Genomic DNA, 14,714 nt, shown 5'->3' with positions numbered 1-14,714 from the left:
CGACCAGGGGAGAGCCCCGGCTCCACTCCTGGGGGATGCATCACGCGCGTCGCCATACCCCGAGGATGGGGATGGCACCCACCCCGGGGATTGTCCCCCGGGACAAGGGGACCGCCCACGCCAGGCGCCCGTCCGCCCCATCGGCTTGATTAGCGGCGTGTGCGAGTGAGCTGTTCGGCCACGTGCGCTGCGCCTTCACCGGAGCCATCCGGGACCAGCCCTAGTGGCGCATCGCTTGACGGAACTTTCGGCCCAACGCGACACTGCCCTCGTCGGAGTACGTTATCGAGAAGGGGGGAGCGACATGTCATTGCCTCCGAAGGTGTTGTCGAAGGGATCGTCACCAAGGCTGGGCCCGCCGCGTAACACGGTGGTGTCCCTCCTCCGGAACACGCCCTCCTGGGTCGCAGTGGAAGGAGAAGCACTCCAGAGCAGCCTGGCCCAGGACGAGCTGCGCTCCCTCGCCGAGTCGATGACGTCGGAGGAGTGGGTATCGTGGCTGCGGCTCATCTTCGGTGAGGACATCCCCCGGACCGCCTACCAACGTCTGCGCGCCGAAGTGCTCAATGGCTCGCTGCCTTCGCCTCGGCTCGTCATCGTCCACGAGGAACTCAATGGGCACTCAGCCGCCTACCACGGCCAGAGCCGCTCCATCCTCGTCTCGCGCGCATTGGTTCTCCGGGCGCGACAGGACAACGAGGAAGCCTGGAAGCTGCTCGTGTGCCTCACCGAGGAATTCGGCCACCACCTGGACCACCTGCTGCGAACACACTACGCCGCTGTCGGCGGGGATGCGCACCTCGACGAAGGAGCCCGGCTGGCCTACGCGCTCATCGACTTCGGCTATGATCGGGGACAGCAACGCCGTGAGTTCGCTCGCTACATCCAGGCCGAAAGCCCCGTGGCCCTGGAAGTGGAGTTCGGGGGGATGACGGCGGCCGTGCGGCGCTTCGTTAGCGCGCCGGAGCAGTGGGACGACGGCCGCGCGGGAGGGCTGGAGTATTTCGGCGCTGGACGAGGCTCCGAACGTCCGGGCTCCTTCGGACACGAGTCCATCGAGGATGCATTGCAAGAGGCTGGTTTCAGCCGTCAGGCCCGAACCGCCGTCTATTTCGGCAACTGGCTGCGCGATCACTCACAGCTCGTCGATCCCAAGCTGGTCCGCAAGAAGGGTGCTCCGGTCACCACCGGACTGTCCCGGGAAAGCATCACGCGCATCGTGGAGGTCATGGCGCGTGAGAAGTTCAGCAACGAAGACCTCTCGAATACGTCTTCATTTCGAGTCGACATCCAACGCTTGGGCGTCTACCGCAACGAGGAGCACATCGATAATCCGAACGGCATCACGGACGCCCGAGCCATTGATCCCGCCTTCCGAGGCGCCTGTCGCACCGAGGAACTGGCCGTCAACTCCCTGCGGATGAAGAACTTCATCCGCTCCGGAGGAGTTGCTGGAGGCCGACCCCCGCGAGCCCATCGCGTGAGGGATGGAGAATCGCTGGACAGCATCGCCCGTGCACACGGGCTGACCTGGCAGGAGTTGGCGCGCTACAACTTCGGCACCGACGTCAAAGACGAGGTCTCCCGGCAGCTCGCCACGAAAGTGGGCTGCCGCAAGAAGACCTTTGATGGCCGGAGCTATATCTTCACGAGCCAAGATTCACCCGGCCTCATCCAGATTCCCGGCGTTAGCGGGAGCCCAGCCCAGGAGGCGTCCTACAGCGCATTCCACTACATGAGCACCCAATTGCGCATCGCGGTGAAGCATGGCCGATCAACAGATGGCTACCGGCACTTCGGCCATGCGCTGCACACGCTGGAGGACTTCTTCAGTCACACGAACTTCGTGGAGTTGATGCTCATCCAGCTCGGAGCGTGGGTGGAACCCTGGGTTCCCACCCAGGGCGCCAAGGCGGGAAATGCCGCCGCCCTGACCCTGACCAGCGGTCAGTTCGGTGGGTTGGACACCCTCGCGAGCCTTACCCTGGGCATCGCCGAATCGATGCAAAAAGAGCAGGAATGCATCGCGGGCGAAATGAAATCGGGAACACGGATCGCCCTGATTCTCCTGGAGGATCAAGGGTATACCGAGATTCGCGATGCCATGGGCGGGCTCCTGGAGAGACTGCACGACTTGGAGAAAAGCTACCCCACCCTCGCTACCCTCAGCTGTGAGACGGTGGGATTGGCACTGCGTGCACTCAAGGCCCTACTGGGAGGAATCATCCACTCCGTGGCCAGTGCCCTGGATGATGCACAGACGGCCTTCCTGAGCGACCCCTCGAGCACCAATCCCACCCACACACAGTTGGCCAAGGACCATGATGACCACCCCTTACACTCCCTCGCGGCCAACCTGGCGGCGGGCGCCGTGTTGGATGTGGGCAAGGTCATTCAACGGGCGTGGAGCGGCCGGGCTACCGCGGATGAAGTCGTCCTCACCGCCTCCCGCTACGTCCTGCACCCCGCGCTGATCGATCCCAAAGGGAGCGCCGGGTGGATGCGCGATCACGTCCAGGTGTGGATTCCCGGCCACCGGGCGGCCATCACTCGCCTGGGCTCGAAGAGCTGGATGACGGAGTGGACGAAACAGTCATCCCAGCGCTTGCAGACGATGATGAAACGCGCCCATCGGCTCATGAAACAGGGGGGACGATGAGCCCATCGTCATGGGTGAGCAAGGGGCTCCTGCTTCTACTATTGAGCGGCTGCCGGGAGTCCACACCCCCTCCACCTCCCATTCCAGGATCCACCACGTCTCCCCTCCTCACGGTGGAAGGCACATCGGTGCACTACAATGGCCAACTCCTGGATTGGGAGAATACCGAGAACTGGAGACAAGTACTCGGTCCACCCAGCCGGGAACAGGAAGGCATCCTCACCTGGGACGAACTCGGGCTCTTCCTCTACGACCAGGAACGCCAACGCCCCGGGCCCGAGTCCTTCGAGATCCTGATGGGCCGCAAGCGACACTCCCAGCTCACCCGAACCGAGCCTGACTTCTGGCCGCGTAAACTCTTCCCCGGTCGACTCTTCGTGGATGGAGGACCCATCACCAGTAAGTCCAACATCAACGACATCAACCGAGACAAGAAGGGCAAGTCCTTCGGCCGCGGCCACATGAGTGGGCTCTACAGCTATGACGTCGGGGACTTTTCCATACACCTCGACTATGGCCATGACCGCTCACTCACATCCTTCGGACTGTCGAAGCACCTCATCCCATCTCCGCCGGAACGTCTTGAAGAAGTCCGTCAGGAGGAACTCCGCATGAGCCAGGAAGCCGACAGCCGTATAGCGAAGTAGGTACTCACTCCGACTGAGCCGCGACGAAGCCCCTCCACCACGGCCGCGCGATTGGGGCCTCAAGGCCCGCTTTCATCACGTGACGTCTTCGGGCACCACCTGGCGGATCGCGCGCAGCTTGTCGGGGTTGCGGGTGATGTAGATGGCGACGATCCGGCCCTCCTCGATGGCGAGCGCCGTGGTCTGCAACGCGCCATCGAATTCGACGGTCACGAACCCCGGCAGCCCGTCGATCATCCCCTCGTACACGAGGCGGGACCCGGTCGACCCCGCGCGCCTCGCCAGTCCCGCGGTGAAGCGCAGGGTCTTCTCCCGTCCATAGATGGGATTGAGCGCCGCCCGCGCCTTGCCCCCGCCGTCGGAATACGTGACGACGTCCTGGGCGAGCAGCGCCTGGAGCGCGCCCATGTCTCCGCTCCGGGAAGCGGTGAAGAACGCCGAGGCGAGTTCCCGGCCCTGCCCCTCCGTCACGGGGAAGCGCGGCCGAGCCTCTCGCACATGACTCCGCGCCCGGCTGGCGAGCTGCCGGCAGGCGGCGGGGTCTCGGTCGATGGCCCTGGCCACCTCGTCGAAGTCCATGCCGAACACGTCGTGCAGGAGGAACGCGGCCCGCTCCAGGGGAGACAGGCGCTCCAGCGCCAGCATCAGGGTCAGGGTCAAGTCATCACCCTCCACGGGCTCGACAATGGGCTCGGGAAGCCACGTGCCCACGTATTGCTCGCGCTGGACACGCGCGGACTTCAGGACGTCCAGACACAAGCGCGTCACCGTGCGGACGAGCACGGCCTCGGCGTCCCGCACCGTGGCGCGGTCCGTCTGGTGCCAGCGCAGGTAGGCTTCCTGCACCACATCCTCCGCTTCCGCGACACTCGCCAACATCCGGTAGGCGATGCGCAGCAGGCGCGGGCGGAGGGGGTCGAAATGTTCCGCGGGATTGTCGTCAGGCGGCTTCACTGCGCGAAGATACCGGATGGATGGACCGGAAGCCGATGGCGATCCGGTTCCAGGCGTTGATCGTCGTGATCGCCAGGGTCAGCTTCACGATTTCCACTTCGGTGAAATGCGCCTTCAGCTCCGCGTAGTCCGCGTCCGGCGCATGGGTCTGGGACACGAGCGTCAGGGCCTCGGTCCAGCCCAGGGCCGCCCGCTCGCGGTCGGTGTAGAGGGGCGACTCCCGCCAGCCATCCAACAGATAGAGTCGCTCCTCGGTCTCCCCATGGGCGCGGGCGTCGCGGGTGTGCATGTGGATGCAGAAGGCGCAGCCGTTGATCTGCGAGGCGCGGGTCTTGATCAGTTCCAGGAGGCTTCGCTCGAGCCCGCAGCCCTCGACCTTCGCGCTCAGGTCGAACAGGGCCTTCATCATCTCCGGCGCGACCGCATGGGGATTCATCCTCGGCTTCATATGTGGCTCCATTCCGGGCAGAAGAGCCTGCCCGCCCCCAGGACGAATCACCTGGGATGGCTGTGACATGGCCCTCGAGAAAATGAACTGCCCGCCTGGACGCCCCCTGGGATGGAAGCCGTGAGGGCCGCCAGGACGCTTAGAAAGCCCAACCCACGGCGAGCGTCGTGCGCGGAGCCACCGACCAGGAGCGCAGGTAGCCCTCGTCCGCCGAGGGGGTCGACGCCAGGGTGTGGTTGCGGTGCCCCGTGATGCCCACCGCCAGCTGCGCGGTGAGGCCTGGCGCGAGGATGACGGTGTAGCCCAGGCGCGCGCTGGCGCCGTAGGTGAGCGAGCGCCAGCCGCTTTCGACACTCTGGCTCGCCTCGGGGTAGACGGTGTCGTTGCGCGAGGTGACGTAGTCCCCGAAGACCTCGAGGTGGGGGCCCACCCACAGGCCCTCGGGCGCGCGGCCCGTGAGGAAGAAGTGCACGCCCGGGTCCAGGCCCAGTCCCCACTGCGTGGACGAGAACCCCGTGCCGAGCGCGTCCGAACGCAAGTCATTGAAGTTCGCCATCACCGTCACCGTCGCCGCGAGGGTCACGCGCTCGCCCACCGCGTGCTCCACGCCCGCGCCGAGCTGGCCCGTCAATCCCGGATGCGCCAGCACCACCGTGCTCCGGACCTCCTGGCTCTCCTGCTCCAGGAACTCCTCGGCCCCCACCTGCATCGGCAACAGCGCCACTCCGGCACACGCCATCCAGTTCATCCACGTCCGCATGATTCGCTCTCTCTCATTCGTTGTCCGGCGCACGGCCCACCGGAGGGAAAAGGAAAAGGAAACACCTCGAGGCACGGCGCCCAGGGCTAGAAGGCCCAGCCCACGCCGACCGTCAGACGCGGCGCCAGCGACCAGCCGCGCTCCGTCGTCTGCTCCACGGTCCCGGTCCCATCCGCCGAGGCATTGACGATCGTGGTACGTCCCCGCAGGGCCGAGAGCCCCAGGCCCACCTGCGCGGACAGACCCGGGGAGAGGATGGCCGTGTAGCCCACCCGCGCGCTGCCTCCGTACTGGAGCGACCCCATGCCGCTGTCGACCGGCAGGCCCCCATCGGGGGTCACGATCCTGTAGTGACCGGACATCCGTTCCCACGAGGCCTCGAGATGGGGACCCACCCACAGGCCCTCGGGCGCGCGGCCCGCGAGGTAGAAGTGCACGCCCGGGTCCACGCTCACGCCGTAGCGCACCGTGGAGATGCCGGGCGCCCCCGCGGCCAACCGGAAGGTATTGGCGATGAACGTGCCCTGGACCGAGGCCGACAGGGCCACGTGCCCGCCCACCGCCTGCTCCACGCCCGCGCCCACCTGGCCCATTCCCATGAACAGCGGTTGCACCAGGAGCACGGTGCGGCGTGCCTCCGGGGGCGCCTCGGCCCGGGCCGTCATGGGCAGACATGACAGTCCGGCGCACACACTCCATTTCATCCACATCCGCATGGACATCCTCCCCATTCGCCGGAGGGCTCACGGCGTGACGGAAAGGATTGCAGCACGCATGCCAGCATGGCCCCCGAGGGAGGGAACACTGTCGGGACTCGATTCCTCGACAGATTGACCCGTCCTCACCCGGAGGACGAGGGACAATCTGTCTCGACCCGCCAAGACCCAGGCGCGGTTCGCCCGGCCGCCCGGCCGCCCGGGGTGGTTGATCGCCTGTACCGAGGTGCACACGCTCCGATGGAGGACGCATCCCCGCGCGCTGAAAGGATCCAGACGATGATTGGAACCATCACCCGACCCGCCGGAGAGCTGGAGCCAGGGACCATCGCACTGGCCAATGGAATGTCGGTCTCCTTCCTCTCGCTGAACCTGAGCCGGGAGCTCGAGGAGGCGGGACCGGGCACCCAGGTCGAGTTCGACCTCGAGTTGGAAGGACTGGATGGCGGACCCCAGGCCTTCAACATCCGCGAGGTGCATTGAGGCGCCCGGAGGAGGTGCCCCTAAGCCCCCGCGGCGGGGAGGGAGAGGTCGTGCCGGAGCGGGTGGGTGGCCAGATAGGAGTCCTCGGCCCGGATGAAGAGCGAGCGGATGGCGGCGGCGGAGGGGGCCGCCAGCACGGACTGGCGCAGCCGCGCGTCACGCAGGAGCGCCGCGATGCGCGCGAGCATGCGCAGGTGAGCCCCCGCCTCCTGCGCCGGTGACACGAGCGTCACCCAGAGCCTCACCGGCAGCCCATCCCTGGCCCCGAAGTCCACGCCGCTCCCCCGGTGCACCGCGACACAGGCCGTCACGTGGCGCAGCCGCTCCACCCGGCAGTGCGGAATGGCGATGCCCTCGCCAATCGCGGTGCTGCACAGGTGCTCGCGTGCCTGGAGCAAGCCCTCGACCTTCCTCAGCGGAGCGCCGGTGCTCGCCGCGAGCGTTCCCGCCAGCTCGTGCAACACGCCTTTCCGGTCCCCGCTCCACAACGTCGGGACGATGCAGTCTTCCGACAGATGCTCGGTGAAACGCATTGGGTGCCTCCCCGAGGAGATGCGATGGCGATCCCCGGTGCGCGTGGGTGATGCACGCGCGGCTCCCATGGCATCGGCCTCCCCCCACGCACATGCTCGGAATGCTCCCGCGTATCGGCAAGCCCCCGCGTCCCGGACAGACGCGTCTTCCCCGGTGGGGTGTCGGGTGGAGCACCCGTTGGACGAGCAAGGTTTTCATCCAACGCGCACCCCGTCCCTCGGGGCCGGTCCGCGCCCGGCCGCCGCAGGGGTGCGCGGCCCGGGACGAGGTGCGAGACTGCCTTCGCGGAGGCGGAGACGATGGACGTGGGGCTGATCGTGGAGGACCGGGAGGACGCCCGGGTGTGGTTGCAGGCGGTGCTGATCGCGGCCTTTCCCGGCATCCGGGTGGACATGGCCGCGAGCGTGAAGGAGGCCCTGGCACGACTCGAGGGGCCCTCGCCCGCCATCGCCCTGGTGGATCTGGGATTGCCGGATGGCAGTGGGGTGGACATCCTGCACGCGCTGCGCGAGCGCCATCCGACCACGCTGCGCATCGTGACCACCATCTTCGATGGGGATCAGCACCTGTTCCCCGCCCTGCGCGCCGGGGCCCAGGGCTATGTGCTCAAGGACCAATCGCGCGCGCACCTGGTGCAGATGCTCCAGGCGATCTCCGAGGGCGTTCCCGCGCTCTCGCCGTCCATCGCCCGGCGGTTGCTCGGCTTCTTCGCGCCGCCCGCGACGGAGCCCGCCCACGAGGCGCTGACGCCCCGGGAAGTCGAGGTCCTGACGCTGCTGTCCAAGGGGTTGAGCATCGCGGGGGTGGCGGAGGTGCTCAAGCTCAGTCGGCACACGGTGGGCGGCTACGTGAAGGAAATCTACCGCAAGCTCGGGGTGTCCACCCGGGCCGAGGCCGCCCTGGAGGCGGCGCGCCGGGGCCTCGTGCCCATCGAGGGCTGAGTCCCCCGAGCTGCCTTCGAGGCAACACTCCCCGCCGAAAGCCCAGGCACACGCGCGCCCCGCCCTGGTAGGCAGGGCCCCTCACCCAGGAGGCTCCATGCTGAACGCAGGGGATGCGGCGCCAGACTTCTCGGTCATCGACCATACGGGCAAGACCCACACGCTGGCGGACTACCGCGGCAAGACGGTGGTGCTCTGGTTCTATCCCAAGGCGGACACACCGGGATGCACGGCCGAGGGCTGTTCGTTCCGCGACTACAAGGCGGAGTTCGAGAAGAAGAACGCCGCCATCCTGGGCATCAGCTTCGATCCGCCCGAGGCGAACAAGGCCTTCGCCGAGAAGTTTGGTTTCAACTTCCCCCTGCTGAGTGACACCGGACGGCGGATGGGGCTGGCGTATGGCGCGTGCGATGACACCCAGGCGGCCTCGGCGCGGCGGGCCGGCATCATCATCGGGCCGGACGGCAAGGTGAAGGCCTACCACGCCAAGGTGGATGCCCGAGCCTTCCCCGCCGAAGCGCTCCAGCAGGTGTAGCCAACCCCCTTCTAAGGAAGACGACACCCCATGCTCAAAGTGGCCATCATCCTTGGAAGCACGCGTCCGGGACGCAACGGCGAGGCCGTGGCCCGGTGGGTCCATGGGCTCGCGACGAAGCGCGGCGACGCCGAGTTCGAGCTCGTGGACCTCCAGGACTTCCACCTGCCGCTGCTCGACGAACCCAACCCCGCGACCCAGCACCAGTACACGAAGCCCCACACCCAGCGCTGGTCCGAGAAGATCGCGTCCTTCGACGCCTATGTCTTCGTGACACCCGAGTACAACCACGGCACGTCCGGCGCGCTCAAGAACGCCATCGACTACCTCTATACGGAGTGGAACAACAAGGCGGCCGGGTTCGTGAGCTACGGCAGCGCGGGCGGCGCGCGAGCGGTGGAGCAGTTGCGGCTGGTGCTGGCCGAGTTGCAGATCGCCACCGTGCGCGCCCAGGTCATGCTCTCGCTCCGCGCCGACTTCGAGAACTTCAAGGTCTTCAAGCCGGACCCTCACCACGAGAAGTCCGTCACCACCCTGCTCAACCAGGTCATCGCCTGGGGCGGAGCGCTGAAGACCCTGCGCCAGGCCTGAGCGGCGGGTTTCCCCCCTCCCCGTCCGGACCTCACGCCGGCGGGGACTCCAGGGGCAGCCGCAGTTCCACCCGGCACCCGCGCGCGCCCCGCGCCCACTCCACCGTGCCTCCCAGATCCGCGGCCCGCTGCCGGATGGCCTTCGTGCCCGTGCCCGCCTTCCACGCCGCCGGCTCACCCGTGCCCGCCGTCCCGTCGTCCTCCACCGACAACGACAGACGCCCCTCGCTCCAGCGCACGCGCACCTCCAGCCGCTCGGCCCGGGCATGCTTGAGCGCGTTGGTGATGGACTCGCGCAGGATGCGGCCAATGCTCGTGCGCTGACGCGCGCTGAGCTGGATGCGCTCCGCGTCCGCCCCCTCTTCTTCCCAGATGAGCTGGAAGCCCATGGCCTCGGCGCGGCCCCGGGCCTCGGCGCTCCAATCCACCAGGGCCTCGGCCAGCGAGCACGACGCCGCCTCCAGCGCCGCCAGCACGTCGCGCATGTCCCGGAGCGCCGAGCGCGCGAGCGCTTCCGTCTCGCTCTCGCGCGCCATGTACACGAGCGACAACAGCTTCGCTCCCAGGTCATCGTGCAGGTCGCGCATGAGACGGCCCCGCTCGGCGAGCGCCCCCTGTTCGCGCTCGCGCTGGGCCTCCAGCGCCCGCCGCGCCATGCCCGAGAGCACCTCCGCGTCGGCGATGTCCTCGCGCCGGAACAGGCGGCTGCCCCGGGCGGGGTGGCGCAGCAGGACGGCGTGCCCGGGCCTCGGCGCGGGAAGGCACAACTCCAGGCCGTCCTGGGACACCTGCACCGCGCTCAGGGGCCGCTCGAGCTCGAGCAACTCCAGGGGCGCGAACTCGGCGCGCAGGAGCGCGTGCCACTGGGTGCGCAGCGTCTCCTCGCGGCTGGTGGAGAAGAGCGTCAGCATCCACTGCCCCGCCCGGTCTCCCCCACCCCGCCCCGCCCGCCGCCGCCACCGAGACCACACCACTTGGCGCAGGGGGAAGTAGATCCATCCGGACAACGCCAGCGCCACCCCGAGCGCGCCCCACTGGGACACCTGCAACAAGGCCGCCAGCACGAAGTCGAAGAGGATGACGGCCACGCCCCCCAGGAACCAGCTCAGCGCCTGGAACCACCAGCGATCCAGCTCGAACAGCCGGTAGCGGGTGATGCCCAGGGCGATGCCCGCGAACATGAAGAGGAACACCACGAACATCACGCCCTGGCTCACCGGCGGGGCGAACCCCAGGGAGGAGGGCAACAGGACGGCGCCCGCGAACAGACACGTGCCCAGGTAGATGGACAGCAGGAACCACATCAGGGCCGCGCGCTCCACGGGCCGCCCCCGCGTGCCCCACCACTGCACGAGCGCCAGCACGAAGGTGACGGAGAACAGACCCAGCACGAAGCCGTGGATCCAGCTCACGCCGGGCGTCCACTGGAGGAAGGCCGCGACACACGCCAGGCCCTGCACCCCATAGGCCAGGGGCCACAGCGGACCCAGGTGGCGCGGGTAGCACGCGAGCAGCGCCACCAGGGCGGCGGTGAAGAACGTGGCGCCAAACGTGTTCGCCATGGACAGGCCGAACATCAACGTCCCTCCCATGAGGAACTCGCGGGTGCTGTACACCGCCGCGCAGCAGCAGAAGACGAGCATCCCGAAGCCCGAGAGGGCGAAGTGGCGCGCGGCCCCATCCGAGGGACGGAAGGCCAGCACGCCGGCCGCCAGCAGGAAGCCCGCGCATCCCACCACCACCTGGTACCAGAAGAGGAAGGGCAGCTCGGTGACGCCCCGAGGCCGGCTCCCGAGCCGTACCTGGCGCCCATCCTCCCGCTCCACCGTCAACCCGCCGCGCGCCACCGCCTCCGCGAGCGCCGTGTGCCGCGCCAGGAAGTCGTTGTAGCGCTCCCAGGAGCCGAGCTGATCCGGCTCATCCCGAAGCAACTCCCCGTCCAGGGGAACGCGGCCCGAGGGAGTGAGGGCCGCGACGAGCACCGCGCCGGGCTCGAGCGGTACGGACACGTCCGGGGACACCTCCAACACCCGGAGGCCCCGCCCCGCCTCGTCGCCGGTGAGCCGCAAGCCGAGCGCGGGAGCCTGGCTGGCCAGGAGCATGGCGCCCCCCGCGAAGAACGCGCACAGCAGGGCCGCGGCGGCCAGCAGGGTCTGCGGCGAGACACGCGGAGCGGAGAGCAATCCGGACATGGCCGGAAGCTAGGCCGCGCCGCGAGGGGCGCCAGAAACACGCCGCCGCGTCACCGCACCAGGGCGAGCCTGCGCACGGGCGGCTCCCGGGGAGCGGGCGCGGGCGGCTCCAGCACCTCGCCGAGCGCCTGCTCCACCCGCGCGAAGAGCTGATGATCCTGACAGTGCCACACCGGGCGCTCGCCCTCGGCGGTGCGCACCACGAGCCAATAGGTGTCCGCGGCCGCCACCAGCCGCGCGATGGCGGTGAAGACGAGCAGCGTGGCCACCACCAGCGCGGCCGTCACCCGGAAGGAGTCCGGCTGCAACAGGAGCATCGGCACCACGAGCGCCGCCCCCGCCCCCATCCCCAGCGGGAGCACGAGCCCCGGGGACTCGCGCCGCGTGCCGTAGCCTCGCAACTCCGCGAGCCCCCACGAGCCGCCGGCCACCTCCAACCGCTCGCTGGTGAGCCGCAGGCCCTCGGCCTCCACCCACACGTGCTCGCCCGGGGGCATCGGGGGCCGGGGCGCCACGGCGGGGAGCACCCACAGCACGGGCCTCGGCCGCGCCCCTGAATCGTGCCTGGATTCAAGCTCCCTCATCGTGCCTCCCCGGCTCACCCCAGTGTCCCGGGGCTTCTGACTGGCTCATGTCGCGCAACAGCCGCTTGAGCGATTCCAGGGGCGTGCCCAGCGCGTAGCAGCCCTGGGCGCCCAGGCGCATCGCCAGACACCGCAGTCGCTCGTCCTCGAAGGGAAGGAGCACGAGCACGGGCGCCGGGCCCGAGCTCTCTTCCACCGCCCGGAGCACGCGGGGCACGCTGTCCTCGCGTTCCACCAGCGCCAGCACCACGTCCGGCCGCTCCCCCCCCACGTCCGGCGCCAGGCGGATGCCCATGTCGCCCAGCACGTCGCTCAAGAGGGAGCGCAACGACTCATCCGCGCCGTGCAGCCTCGCCTCTCGGGGGAGCGCTCCTCGCACGCTCACCTCCCGCCCCGGGCCGGAGCAGTGTCGGCACCCGGCGGGGTCATGACGCGAAACGTCGAGGCGGGGCACATGACGGTGGAGTCTCCTCGGCGGGTTTCTCCAGCAAGGGACATGCCCCACGTGCTCCGCCTGGGAGAGGGCCCTCGTGCGCGGCCAGGCGTGGCAAGGTGCCAGGGTGCCCTGGCGGATTTCCACGCTCCACCCGGGCGCGGAGGAGTTCCGTTCATGACGCGGCGCGCCTGGAACTCCGACGGGAACTCAGAGAACGGGGAAGTTCTTCATTTCGTAGGGCTGTTGCACCAGTCGCAGACGATCTGGCGTCCAGACACCGGTCTCCGCCTCCAGGTACATCCGCCCACCTCGACGCAGAAGCAGGACCTTTTCTCCCGAGAACGTGAGGACGGCGTCGCCTGGTATCTGACCGAGAGCGGCGAGAATGCCTCGAAGCATCGACGTTTGGGCCGAGTGTCGATCCCCAAGCGCATCGAGCCAGAAACGCAGGTCGACATCGGGAGAAACATGCAGCGCCTCCTCGAGCATGCGCCTGCTCGGCGTACCCATCGGGCCGGCGCTGACGAGAAAGCCAGGACCGGTGCTCTCCTTGAAGACCCCCTCCGCCGTGCGATCGGTATTGGGCATCAGGCCCAGTTCCAGGAGCGCGATACGCAGAACCCGCTGAGGCGACAACGGGGTCGCGATACTGAAATCATAGTCCAGCGACATGGCGACTCCCCATCCGTCACGGCCAAAAGGGGACGAGCCGCCCCTCTTGGGTGATGACCAGGACCTCCTTCAAGTTCGGCATCACCCAGTCCGTGAATTGTTTCTTCAACGCGGCGAGGTCCACGCCACTGTCTCTCAAGTTCAGGACGATCCTGTCCGCCTGCCTCGGTTTGCCGACCGGATTGACCTTCGAATCATTGAGCACGGTCCAGATACTGCGCGGATTGCTCGTGCTGGGAGCGTAGTTATCGAAGATCTGCCCCTCGATCCGGTAATCAGGCCTGCGGGAAGCACCTGGAACGAAAGGCCTCTGCTCGACACGGTAGCCAGCCTGCGCGAGCAGGTTCGCGGATTCATTCTCCCGCATCAACGACCGCCTGGTCGCCTCATCATCCTTGGGAAAAGGAGTGGCGCTCTGTCCATCCGGCTTCGCATGAGGATCAGGGCGCATCGAGGGTCTGGTGTGACCCACGGCATCCACCGATGTATTGCCCCTGACGCTTCCTCCGCGCACGTCCCTCGAGGCCATGCTCAGGACATTGGCGGGCAAGACGACGCTGAAGGTTCCCTCGCTCACCGCGACCTTCACCTTGTCCGCGTGCAGAAGAGCCGAGCGCACATCATTGATGCCGGCATGGGACTTGAGCGCCTCGGTGGCTTTCGCGAATCCCGGCAGCTTCGGCGCTTTGGACACGAGCGCCGCCGTCTCCCCCACCGCCGCCGTGCCCAACATGAGCAGGATGCGCACGCTATTGGGCCCGATGACCTCGCCGAAACGGTCTCCCGCCTCGCGCAGTTCCGCGAACGTGGCGGCCTCCGCCGCCTCCTCCCACAACCGGAAATAGGCTTGAACCAGGTCGAAGAGTTCCCAGCCCAGGTAGCCCCACATGAGAAGGGCCAGTGCCGCGGCCACGCCTTTAGAAACGGGCTCGGGGGCCACGAGCAGCGCCATGTAGGCCGCGAGAGTGACGCCCACCATCGTGTAGAGCTGCGTCGTGGAGAACATGGAGCGCAGTTCCCCATCCAGGGAATCCAGCGCTGTAGTCACGGAGAGGGCCAGGGCGAGATCTCGCTTGTCCTCGCCGTCCAGACCGGGCCCATCATCGAACAGCCCAAGACAGTCGCCCGGAGTGCCGCTCCGCTCGCAGAAACGCCCATAAGACCGCGACAAAGGAGTACGCCACTCCTCGCCCATGAGGGGAGTGGAAGCCTGCGCCAACATCCGGTGGAGATAGAGTGGCGGGAAGGAGGCCGCCACCCGTAGGGGCAGATGCAACACCAGAGAGGCCAGGGCCTCATTGAGTTCGAACCTGCTCACCTGAACCGCCCCGAACCTGGAGGGCGAAGCGAGGTGAACCGAACTGGACACGGCCTGACCACCAACGTCGGGAGGCCGTGCGTCGATGGCGACGCAGGCGGCTTGGAGAAACAGCAACAGCAAGAACCCACTCCAGCCGGGGCACGGCAACACACGGGCCGGGCGCGGGCCCATGAGATGAGTGGACACGGTGCACCTCCCCCCAGGCCACATGGCCCGGAATCCGTATTTCTCCAGATATCGCG

The 14,714-nt window shown here is 67.9% G+C and carries 16 protein-coding genes; 6 read left to right on the top strand and 10 right to left on the bottom strand.

What is annotated here, in order from left to right:
• The first annotated feature begins 304 nt into the window (after nucleotides 1–304).
• Both MEBOL_RS18110 and MEBOL_RS18105 read left to right on the top strand, forming a co-directional pair.
• Nucleotides 305–2,659, top strand: a complete 2,355-nt coding sequence (locus tag MEBOL_RS18110) for an HET-C-related protein (RefSeq protein ID WP_095978618.1) — start codon at nucleotides 305–307, stop codon at nucleotides 2,657–2,659.
• The gene (locus MEBOL_RS18105) at nucleotides 2,656–3,306 is read left to right on the top strand and encodes a DUF7738 domain-containing protein (RefSeq protein WP_483869360.1); all 651 of its coding nucleotides are present in this window, start codon (nucleotides 2,656–2,658) and stop codon (nucleotides 3,304–3,306) included. The genes MEBOL_RS18110 and MEBOL_RS18105 overlap by 4 nt, the downstream gene beginning before the upstream one ends.
• 75 nt (nucleotides 3,307–3,381) lie before the next feature.
• Here the strand turns inward: MEBOL_RS18105 and MEBOL_RS18100 are convergent, their stop codons facing one another.
• From MEBOL_RS18100 to MEBOL_RS18085, 4 genes are all read right to left on the bottom strand, one after another.
• Complete coding sequence (locus MEBOL_RS18100) at nucleotides 3,382–4,260, bottom strand: sigma-70 family RNA polymerase sigma factor (RefSeq protein ID WP_095978616.1); 879 nt, start codon at nucleotides 4,258–4,260, stop codon at nucleotides 3,382–3,384.
• A complete protein-coding gene (locus MEBOL_RS18095; RefSeq protein ID WP_095978615.1) occupies nucleotides 4,247–4,708 on the bottom strand; it encodes a carboxymuconolactone decarboxylase family protein in 462 nt (153 codons plus the stop codon). Before MEBOL_RS18095 ends, MEBOL_RS18100 begins: the two co-directional genes overlap by 14 nt.
• 139 nt (nucleotides 4,709–4,847) lie before the next feature.
• A complete protein-coding gene (locus MEBOL_RS18090) occupies nucleotides 4,848–5,468 on the bottom strand; it encodes a DUF3575 domain-containing protein (protein WP_157775143.1) in 621 nt (206 codons plus the stop codon).
• An 86-nt stretch (nucleotides 5,469–5,554) separates the two neighbouring features.
• Nucleotides 5,555–6,184 carry a hypothetical protein gene (locus tag MEBOL_RS18085; RefSeq protein ID WP_157775140.1) on the bottom strand — a complete coding sequence of 210 codons (630 nt, stop codon included), beginning with the start codon at nucleotides 6,182–6,184 and terminating at the stop codon, nucleotides 5,555–5,557.
• Nucleotides 6,185–6,463: 279 nt separating this feature from the next.
• On the opposite strand from MEBOL_RS18085, the gene MEBOL_RS18080 reads away from it, so the two are divergent.
• Nucleotides 6,464–6,667, top strand: a complete 204-nt coding sequence (locus tag MEBOL_RS18080; RefSeq protein WP_095978612.1) for a hypothetical protein — start codon at nucleotides 6,464–6,466, stop codon at nucleotides 6,665–6,667.
• Between the two features lie 20 nt (nucleotides 6,668–6,687).
• Here MEBOL_RS18080 and MEBOL_RS18075 read toward each other — a convergent pair whose 3' ends face one another.
• Nucleotides 6,688–7,200: a PTS sugar transporter subunit IIA gene (locus tag MEBOL_RS18075; RefSeq protein WP_157775137.1), complete on the bottom strand. Its 513-nt coding sequence runs from the start codon at nucleotides 7,198–7,200 to the stop codon at nucleotides 6,688–6,690.
• A 300-nt stretch (nucleotides 7,201–7,500) separates the two neighbouring features.
• Here MEBOL_RS18075 and MEBOL_RS18070 point away from each other — a divergent pair, with 300 nt between their 5' ends.
• The 3 genes from MEBOL_RS18070 to MEBOL_RS18060 all read left to right on the top strand — a co-directional run bounded on the left by MEBOL_RS18070 (nucleotide 7,501) and on the right by MEBOL_RS18060 (nucleotide 9,268).
• Complete coding sequence (locus MEBOL_RS18070) at nucleotides 7,501–8,142, top strand: response regulator (RefSeq protein WP_095978610.1); 642 nt, start codon at nucleotides 7,501–7,503, stop codon at nucleotides 8,140–8,142.
• Nucleotides 8,143–8,239: 97 nt separating this feature from the next.
• On the top strand, nucleotides 8,240–8,677 hold the full coding sequence (locus MEBOL_RS18065; RefSeq protein WP_095978609.1) for a peroxiredoxin: 438 nt from the start codon (nucleotides 8,240–8,242) through the stop codon (nucleotides 8,675–8,677).
• 30 nt (nucleotides 8,678–8,707) lie between these two features.
• Complete coding sequence (locus MEBOL_RS18060) at nucleotides 8,708–9,268, top strand: NADPH-dependent FMN reductase (RefSeq protein ID WP_095978608.1); 561 nt, start codon at nucleotides 8,708–8,710, stop codon at nucleotides 9,266–9,268.
• 31 nt (nucleotides 9,269–9,299) lie between these two features.
• Here the strand turns inward: MEBOL_RS18060 and MEBOL_RS18055 are convergent, their stop codons facing one another.
• The 5 genes from MEBOL_RS18055 to sitA5 all read right to left on the bottom strand — a co-directional run bounded on the left by MEBOL_RS18055 (nucleotide 9,300) and on the right by sitA5 (nucleotide 14,658).
• Entirely contained in the window at nucleotides 9,300–11,459 is a 2,160-nt protein-coding gene (locus MEBOL_RS18055) for an ATP-binding protein (protein ID WP_095978607.1), read from the bottom strand.
• Nucleotides 11,460–11,509: 50 nt separating this feature from the next.
• A complete protein-coding gene (locus MEBOL_RS18050) occupies nucleotides 11,510–11,995 on the bottom strand; it encodes a DUF6232 family protein (protein ID WP_095978606.1) in 486 nt (161 codons plus the stop codon).
• Between the two features lie 34 nt (nucleotides 11,996–12,029).
• Nucleotides 12,030–12,422: a DNA-binding response regulator gene (locus MEBOL_RS18045; RefSeq protein ID WP_179956425.1), complete on the bottom strand. Its 393-nt coding sequence runs from the start codon at nucleotides 12,420–12,422 to the stop codon at nucleotides 12,030–12,032.
• A gap of 264 nt (nucleotides 12,423–12,686) precedes the next feature.
• Nucleotides 12,687–13,151: a SitI3 family protein gene (locus MEBOL_RS18040; protein ID WP_095978605.1), complete on the bottom strand. Its 465-nt coding sequence runs from the start codon at nucleotides 13,149–13,151 to the stop codon at nucleotides 12,687–12,689.
• Between the two features lie 16 nt (nucleotides 13,152–13,167).
• Nucleotides 13,168–14,658, bottom strand: a complete 1,491-nt coding sequence (gene sitA5, locus MEBOL_RS18035) for a SitA5 family polymorphic toxin (RefSeq protein ID WP_483869364.1) — start codon at nucleotides 14,656–14,658, stop codon at nucleotides 13,168–13,170.
• Nucleotides 14,659–14,714 lie beyond the last annotated feature (56 nt).

The sequence above is a fragment of the Melittangium boletus DSM 14713 genome (assembly GCF_002305855.1).
Lineage (GTDB): Bacteria > Myxococcota > Myxococcia > Myxococcales > Myxococcaceae > Cystobacter > Cystobacter boletus.
This window is presented reverse-complemented; position numbering and strand designations above follow the sequence as displayed.